The following is a 5,693-nucleotide window of genomic DNA, read 5'->3' on the forward strand; positions in this document are numbered from 1 at the left end:
ATCGCTGGCTGCGCGATTTCCATAATTCCGGCCAGGGCACGCTGGTCGCCACCCAGTCGCTCGCCGACGACCTTTCCGCGCGCGGCTTCACCAAGCTGCGGCCATGGACGCGCGGCGTCGACACCGACCATTTCCGCCCGGACAGGAAGAAGGACCTCGGCTTCCCCGGCCCGATCTTCCTCTGCGTCGGCCGCGTCGCCATCGAAAAGAACCTGGGTGCTTTCCTCGACCTCGACCTGCCCGGCAGCAAGGTGATCGTCGGCGAAGGCCCCGAGCTTGCCAGGCTGAAGGCGAAATATCCGCAAGCGCATTTCCTCGGCCATCGCCCCAACGACGAACTGGCCGAGATCTATGCGTCGGCCGACGTCTTCGTCTTCCCGAGCCGCACCGACACGTTCGGCAACGTCATCATCGAGGCACTGGCCAGCGGCACGCCGGTTGCCGCCTATCCGGTGACCGGGCCGATCGACATTGTCGGCGATGGTTTTGGCGGCGCGGTCTCCAACGATTTGCGCGAGGCCTCACTCGCCGCGCTCAACGTCGACCGTGCCGAAGCCCGCGAACGCGCCATGCGCTATAGCTGGAAGGCCTGTGCGGAAATGTTCCTCGATACGGTCGAGGAAGCACTGGGCACACGGCGAAAGCTGGCGGCCTGATCGTGCTTTTCGTTATCCAAGGGCGAAGCTGACACACCGCCACGGATGACAAAGCGCGGCGACGCACAATCAACCGTTAGTCTGCCACGGCACCTTGTTTCAAAGGGATGGTTCGGCGTGACGTATTGTGCGACTTCGGAGCCATGACCAAGTCAGATTGATAATTGTCGGCGACTCAAAATTTACCATTTCTACCTACATTGTGGCATGCTCGAAGCAACAGCCAGCAACAAAATCAACAGTTACACGAGCCATTTCATCAGGCCAGAAGGTATCTTGCTGATAGTTCTGCTGGTGGTGGCTTTCTTGCCCGTACTGCTCGTCGACATACCCGCTATGGCAGACTATCCAAATCATCTCGCAAGAATGTCGATCCTGATGCGCGCCGGTACGCCCGAAGCCCATCCCTACTATGAAGCCGCGTGGGCACCCTACCCTAATCTAGCCATGGATCTCGTCGTCCCGTTCGCTGGGCGCTTGATCGGGATCGAGCTGGCATCAAAGCTTTTCTATCTAGTCTCGCAAATGCTGGTCGTCAGCGGGGCAATGGCCGTCGGAGCGGCCGCACAGGGGCGTGTGATCCTCAGCGGCTTCGTCGCTTCGCTCTTCCTCTACGCCATGCCTTTCGCTTTCGGATTCGTGAATTTTGAATTTGGACTCGGGATCGTTCTTTGGTCCATCGCGGTTTGGATTTGGCTTGCGGAAAGACCTTTGCCGCTGCGCCTTGCGATCCACGCCGTCTTCGTCGTGGTTCTGTATATCTCTCACCTATTTGCCCTCGGCCTGTATGGCATTGTGGTGGGGCTGTACGAACTCTCCCGCTGGCCAGACCATATTGAGAATTGGAAACGCACGATCTTGCTGGTTGCCGGAATGGCTGCTCCGGTCGTCGCAGTTGGCGCCCTGGCGCTCGCCTACGGCGGCAAAGTGGGTGGCGAAGGAACCGAATGGGCCCTGTCGGCGAAATTGTTGGCGCTGGTTCAAGTCAACGGCTTCAGCAGATACACTTCCTCAGCCGTGACCGTGGTGCTGGTCATTCTCAGTTACCTTGCGGTGAAGCACAGGATGGTGGCGGTCTCTCGCGTCGGCTGCTGGATAGGCTTTGGGCTCTTGTGCCTGTTCATTCTCATGCCGTTTCGCGTTGCGGACACGGCCTTTGTCGACGGGCGCGTCCTTCTGGCGCTTGTTCTGATCCTGCCAGCCTTCGTCACGATCAAGCGTCCGCAAGGCTCGCGTGGAACACTTCTCGTCGCGCTGGCGTTTGGCGCCGGGCTTGCAAACAGTGGCATCGCGATCTGGGCCCAATTGTCGTGCCGCGGCGAATATCGTGCCCTTATGACCGCGTTCGACGCCATTCCAATGGGTTCGCGAATCCTTACCGGCCAGAATGGCCTCCCAGACGACCCGCCAACGAATCTGCTCCTTTATCCAATGTACAATGCTGCCGCGTTGGCTGTAGTCACACGCAATGCACTGATGCCAACGCTGTTCACCTATCCGGGAAAACAGCCGGTGAGGCCCCGGCCGGAAGTGGCAAACCTGACCGTACCGCAAGGCGGGCCTATCCCGATGTCTGAGCTGGAGGCCTACGCCGCCGGTGCTTTACCACCGGTCGAGGCAGCGTATGCAGCGCATTGGACCCGTGACTTTGACTATCTGCTGGTAATCGCGCCGGAGCGCAGCCCGCCACGACACGGCAACCTTGAATTAATCGCCGAAGGCAAACAGTTCAAATTTTACAGAATAAGGAAATTGGTCGACGCGGACAGGAAAAGCGGATGATGTCCACGCGCGACACTCCTGTCACGACATGGCATGAAATTCATGCTGAAGCATCTGCCGAAAGGATTATCAATCCATCCCGGTTCGCGGGGGATTCCGATCCCCAGTTGAGACCCTAAAACAACCGCCCGCCATCCGGCACCTTACGCTCGATCGCGCCGAGCACCACGGCGCCCTCTTCGTCGGGAAAGCCGAGAGTGAGCACTTCCGACATGAATGGACCGATCTGGCGCGGCGGGAAATTGACCACCGCGAACACCTGCCGGCCGATCAGCGTCTCCGGTGTATAGTATTTGGTGATCTGCGCCGACGATTTCTTGATACCGATGCCGGCGCCGAAATCGATCTTCAGCTTGAACGCGGGCTTGCGCGCCTCGGGAAACGGCTCGGCCTCGACGATCGTGCCGCCGCGGATGTCGACACGATCGAAATCGGCAAAACTGATCTCGGGCTTGCGCTCGGTGTTCGAACTCATCTTGGTCTTGTCTGCCTTAACGGGGACTCAGGCGTTGCCGTAGGTCTCGAACAGCACACCGGCCAGGGCATCCTTGGCCGAGGTTCCCGACCAGACGACGAACTGGAATGCCTGGAAATAGCATTCGCAGGCTTCCAGCGCCGACGACAGCAACACTTCGACCTGCTGGCTCGACGGCTCGACCCCGCCGGCCAGCAGCAGCGACTGGCGGAACATGATCGCGCCCTCCTGCTCCCAGAGGTCGAAATGGCCAAACAGCATCTGCTCGTTGATCAGCGACAAGAGCCGCATCACTTCCAGCGTGCGGGTCTCCGGCACCTTGATATCGAAGGCGCAGGCCAGGTGCAGCGCCTCGAAATCCTCCATCCACGAAAAGGAGACGTGATAGTCGGTCCAGCTTCCGGCAACCGAGATCGAAATCTCGTCGTCGCCGGCCCGCTCGAAAGACCAGTCGTTGTTGTGGGCCACCTGCTCGATAACATCCACCGGATGGATTTCGCGGGAGAATTCGAGTTCGAGAAGTTCCATGGAATGCTTCCTGTCGTTCTGTACGAGCGCCGCCACACGCTCCGCGGGAGGGCACACACAACGAACAATCTTGTCTAGAACTCGGACGGCCAGGACTTTCCTCGCGCAAAGACGACTTCTCGACGCAAAGACCCCAGACCGGACCCCACCGCCCGGTCGCATGATCCTGCTCCGAATCATGCAACAAATTCAGTCTATTGATCGGGAGTCGCGTGAACAGCCCAATTTTTCGCACTGCGTCATTCGCATGTGGAAAGCCGCTGTCACAAAGATTCATGCAATGCCGTTAAGCGATTCACGGCAAAGCGCTTTTCAGGATCGGGCTATGTGGAAAAGTTTAACGATTATTTTTTTGTGCGCGGCTTGGCGGCCGTCGCTGATGTGGCGTCGCCGGCCAGTTCTGCAAGCTTCGCCTCGAGCGCCTCGATGCGGGCGGCAAGGCGGGTGTTTTCTTCCCGCGCCTTGGCGGCCATCTCGCGCGCGGCTTCGAACTCTTCGCGCTGCACCACGTCCATCGTGTTGAGAATGCGCTCGGCCTGCCCCTTGAAGGCGGTCTCCACCTCACGGCGCACGCCCTGGGCGGCGCCGGCGGCGTCGGTCATCAGCTTGGCGAATTCATCGAGAATGCGGTTCGGTCCGGTCGACATGGCAAATCCTCGCGCTTGCACAAAATTGACGTAGTGGCGCCGCGCGTCGAATGCAAGCTTGTTGCACCTTGCTGCGGCATCAAGTCGAGTGCGCCCACCTTGCCTTGACCCTGCCAAAACCCTGCCGCATGGTCCGCGCCGAAACACGTTCGCAATCGAGAGTTCCCCGTTGAACGAATATTTCCTGCTGCCGCTGGCCTCCCTGCCCTTCCCCAACATCAACCCGATCCTCATCCAGATCGGGCCGCTGGCGGTGCACTGGTATGGCGTCGGCTATATCGTCGGCATCCTGTTCGCCTGGTGGTATGCCAAGCGGCTCGCCGCCAATGCCAGGCTGTGGCCGAACGGCGTCCTGCCGATGAAGCCGGAGGATCTCGACGATTTCATCGTCTGGGCGGCCATCGGCGTCGTGCTCGGAGGCCGCACCGGCTATGTGCTCTTCTATGATCTGGCGCGCTACATCGCGCACCCGCTCGATATCTTCGCCGTGTGGCAGGGCGGCATGTCGTTCCATGGCGGCCTGCTCGGCGTCATCCTCGCCATGACGCTGTTTTCCATCAAGCGCGGCATCCGCACCTGGTCGCTGTTCGATGTCGTGGCGGCCGGCGTGCCGGTCGGCCTTGGCCTGGTGCGCGTCGCCAACTTCATCAATTCCGAGCTGTGGGGCCGGCCAACCGACGTGCCCTGGGCGTTCGAATTCCCCAATGGCGGGCCGTTTGCCCGTCATCCGAGCCAGCTTTACGAGGCGCTTCTGGAGGGCGTGGTGCTGTTCCTCGTGCTGCGCATCCTCACCCATTCGCGCCTTAAGCTGAAGACGCCGCGCTTCGGCGGCGGCGCCTTCATCTGCGGCTACGGCCTGTCGCGTATCTTCGTCGAGTTCTTCCGCGACCCCGACCAGCAGCTCGGCTATCTCCTCGGCACCAACTGGTTGACCATGGGCATGATCCTGTCGTCGCCGATGGTGTTGGCCGGCATCTGGGCGATGCTGACCGCCAAGCCGGTGGCACAGCCGCAGCCGGCATGACACGGCTGAAGACCCGCATCGTCGACCTGATCGAGGCCCTGGGGCCGCTTCCCGTCAACGAGTACATGGCGCTGTGCCTGTTCGACCCGGCGGACGGCTACTACACGACGCGCGAGCCCTTTGGTGCGGGCGGCGACTTCATCACCGCGCCGGAAATCAGCCAGATGTTCGGCGAACTGGTCGCCGTGTGGCTTTATCAAGCCTGGCTGGCGGGCGGCCGGTCGCGGTCGGCCACCATCGCCGAGATCGGACCCGGCCGCGGCACGCTGATGAAGGACATGCTGCGCACGCTGTCGCGGCTCGATCCTGACCTGGCCAACGGCGCCACCTTCGCCATGATCGAGACAAGCCCGCGCCTGACCGAGGTGCAAAAAAAGACGCTTGGCGTCACACCCTTCGCGGTTGGCTGGCACGAAACCATCGAGACCTTGCCGCAACAATCGCTGTTCATCGTCGGCAACGAACTGTTCGACGCCGTTCCCATCCGCCAGTTCATCCGCGCCGGCGCCGGCTGGCGCGAGCGCATGGTCGGCCTCGACGAGACCAACGACCTTTGCTTCTTCGCCGGCGCCGGCTCGGCC

At 61.1% G+C, this 5,693-nt stretch carries 7 protein-coding genes; 4 read left to right on the plus strand and 3 right to left on the minus strand.

All coding sequences use genetic code 11. From position 1 onward, the window contains the following. Together EN994_RS15320 and EN994_RS15325 are read left to right on the plus strand one after the other, a co-directional pair. Positions 1 to 656: glycosyltransferase (locus EN994_RS15320; RefSeq protein WP_164745937.1), on the plus strand; the 656-nt coding region annotated here is incomplete at its 5' end. Between the two features lie 207 nt (positions 657 to 863). Further along, positions 864 to 2,438, plus strand: a complete 1,575-nt coding sequence (locus EN994_RS15325) for a hypothetical protein (protein ID WP_063168838.1) — start codon at positions 864 to 866, stop codon at positions 2,436 to 2,438. 115 nt (positions 2,439 to 2,553) lie between these two features. On the opposite strand, the gene EN994_RS15330 is transcribed toward EN994_RS15325, so the two are convergent. The 3 genes from EN994_RS15330 to EN994_RS15340 form a co-directional block, all read right to left on the minus strand. After that, positions 2,554 to 2,913 carry a tRNA-binding protein gene (locus tag EN994_RS15330; RefSeq protein ID WP_063168839.1) on the minus strand — a complete coding sequence of 120 codons (360 nt, stop codon included), beginning with the start codon at positions 2,911 to 2,913 and terminating at the stop codon, positions 2,554 to 2,556. Between the two features lie 27 nt (positions 2,914 to 2,940). Next, a complete protein-coding gene (locus EN994_RS15335) occupies positions 2,941 to 3,441 on the minus strand; it encodes a YbjN domain-containing protein (RefSeq protein ID WP_013530009.1) in 501 nt (166 codons plus the stop codon). Positions 3,442 to 3,785: 344 nt separating this feature from the next. Further along, positions 3,786 to 4,088, minus strand: a complete 303-nt coding sequence (locus tag EN994_RS15340; protein ID WP_063168840.1) for an accessory factor UbiK family protein — start codon at positions 4,086 to 4,088, stop codon at positions 3,786 to 3,788. 169 nt (positions 4,089 to 4,257) lie between these two features. Here EN994_RS15340 and lgt point away from each other — a divergent pair, with 169 nt between their 5' ends. Together lgt and EN994_RS15350 are read left to right on the plus strand one after the other, a co-directional pair. Next, a complete protein-coding gene (gene lgt, locus EN994_RS15345; RefSeq protein ID WP_127307626.1) occupies positions 4,258 to 5,112 on the plus strand; it encodes a prolipoprotein diacylglyceryl transferase in 855 nt (284 codons plus the stop codon). Then, the coding region (locus EN994_RS15350; protein WP_206530409.1) for an SAM-dependent methyltransferase at positions 5,109 to 5,693 on the plus strand (585 nt) is incomplete at its 3' end. The genes lgt and EN994_RS15350, both read left to right, overlap by 4 nt.

Origin of the sequence: Mesorhizobium sp. M7A.F.Ca.CA.002.09.1.1, assembly GCF_003998555.1 — a bacterium.
Taxonomy (GTDB): Bacteria; Pseudomonadota; Alphaproteobacteria; order Rhizobiales; family Rhizobiaceae; genus Mesorhizobium; species Mesorhizobium ciceri.

Excerpts from the sequence above, each read along its gene's own strand:
- EN994_RS15325 (WP_063168838.1), top strand. The coding sequence starts at position 864 with ATGCTCGAAGCAACAGCCAGCAACAAAATCAACAGTTACACGAGCCAT.
- EN994_RS15330 (WP_063168839.1), bottom strand. The coding sequence starts at position 2,913 with ATGAGTTCGAACACCGAGCGCAAGCCCGAGATCAGTTTTGCCGATTTC.
- EN994_RS15340 (WP_063168840.1), bottom strand. The coding sequence starts at position 4,088 with ATGTCGACCGGACCGAACCGCATTCTCGATGAATTCGCCAAGCTGATG.
- EN994_RS15335 (WP_013530009.1), bottom strand. The coding sequence starts at position 3,441 with ATGGAACTTCTCGAACTCGAATTCTCCCGCGAAATCCATCCGGTGGAT.